The sequence below is a fragment of the bacterium genome, assembly GCA_024226335.1.
Classification (GTDB): Bacteria; Myxococcota_A; UBA9160; order SZUA-336; family SZUA-336; genus JAAELY01.
In genome coordinates, this window is record JAAELY010000526.1 from 1 (window position 1) to 1,874 (window position 1,874).

The following is a 1,874-nucleotide window of genomic DNA, read 5'->3' on the forward strand; positions in this document are numbered from 1 at the left end:
CACGACGATCGGGGGGTTCCTGCCGCTCATCTTCTTCGGTGGACGATTCTGGCCACCGATGGCGACCGCAATCGCGGGCGGTGTCGGCGGGTGCTCGATCATCGCCCTCTACCTGGTACCGGCAGTCTTCGTACGGATTCGACGCCGCGACTCTCGTCTGGCAGCTGACCGCATACTGGTCCAAACCGACGAGCCGACCCTTTCGACAGTCGGCAGAGCAACGGCCGTGCACGTAGTGTAGTTCCATACGTCTACAGCGAAGTCCGCGCGTGTTTCCCGTAAGTGCCTACGTCGAACTGTTCCTCCGCCAGTCGGTCGAGCCCTGAAGCACAGGATGAGTTCCACGGGCGGGTGCGTGCTTGGACCGTGACGACAGGAATCGTACTCCGGGGAACCCAAGAGGGTACCGCCCCGCCCTCCCCTGGCCGAGGTACACTCGCAGATCGAAATGCAACTGCGCGTACTGACGCTGAATGTCTGGGGGCTGCCCGAGCCCGTATCGACGGATCTCGCCGGGCGCATGCGGCGAATCGGGGAGGCTTTCCCGCGCCTGGATGCCGACGTGGTGGCGCTGCAGGAGGTCTGGACGCAGGGGGCGCGCGAGCAGCTCGCGGCCGCCGGTCAGCGGGCCGGTTACGTGCACGTCTGGCACAGGTCGGCCGCACTCGGCGGAAGCGGACTGATGCTCCTCTCGCGCCTGCCGCTCCAGAACGCCCGCTTCGAACCCTACTCACTCGCGGGCCTTCCGCAGCGCGTCCAACACGCGGACTACTACGGTGGCAAGGGCTTCGTGCAGGTAGAAATCGTCACCCCTGCAGGTGCGCTCCGCCTGTTCAACACGCACCTGCACGCTCGCTACAGCGCCCCCCAGGCTCCCGACGAGTACCGTGGCCAGCGCTCGGCCCAGGCCGTGGAACTAGCGGCAGCCGTCCGGGAGATCCGCGAGCCCGCCATCGTGGTCGGAGACCTGAACCTGTCGGAGGGAGCTCCCGAGTACCGGATTCTGCTCGGCCTGAGCGGGCTCCGAGACACAGCCGCCGAACTCGACAGCCGCCGGGATACCGCGGGTGCCGACGACCCGACCCGGGCTCCCGGGTCAAGTGGCGGGAAGCGCATCGACTTCGTGCTGGCGCGGGATGGTGAGCAGAACGGCGCCGCGCCCGTGGCTCTCCGACGCGTCTTCGACGAGGACTTCGAAAAGCGGAGGCAATCGCCGCTGTACTCGGATCACTGTGGACTGTTGGCGGACATCGAGTTCGGCGCCAGCTCGACGCCACCACCACCGCCACGCGACGATGCTCTGGCGCTCGCGGAGAAACTCCTGGCACAGGGCGAAGAGCAGGCCCGCTTGCGCAGACGAACGCAACGCAGGGTCTCGGGGCTTGGAGCTGGAGCCGCCCTGGCACTCTGGGGTACACGCAAACGGCTGGTACTCGAGAGGCGAAAACTACTGAGGGCCGGGCTGCTTGCCGCGGCGGGGGCCGCCGCGGGCTCGAGCGCCGTCGCCGCAACCCTGGCCGAGATCTTCGTTCCGGCTGAGCTCTCAGGCTTCGAGCGAGTCCGCACCACGCTGGAGAAACTGCGAGCGGGGGCCCAGAGCGCGTAGGGAATTCGAACTGGGTCTCGCGCATACCTATCGCTGGGAGGATCGCAGCGCCCCCCAGTTCAGGAGCAATTGGGCCCGTTCCAGGCGACCTGGCTGCCGCCGCTTGGCAGGACCTCACGATTCGCAGAACACCCGCTTCACGATTGGACACGAAAACACCAACTGCAAACATCGAGGCCGACTGTTGAGTGAGAACGCGCTGGAAAAGCCAGTGGGATTCAAAGACTTGCGCGAGTGATCTTTGATTTTTTCTTGAATTGTGACGTGG

At 65.9% G+C, this 1,874-nt stretch carries 1 protein-coding gene; it reads left to right on the top strand.

What is annotated here, in order from left to right:
* The first annotated feature begins 448 nt into the window (after positions 1–448).
* The gene (locus GY725_25500) at positions 449–1,606 is read left to right on the top strand and encodes a hypothetical protein (protein ID MCP4007550.1); all 1,158 of its coding nucleotides are present in this window, start codon (positions 449–451) and stop codon (positions 1,604–1,606) included.
* Positions 1,607–1,874 lie beyond the last annotated feature (268 nt).

Bases quoted from the DNA above. Each gene is read 5' to 3' on its own strand.
- GY725_25500 (MCP4007550.1), top strand. From the start codon at position 449: ATGCAACTGCGCGTACTGACGCTGAATGTCTGGGGGCTGCCCGAGCCC.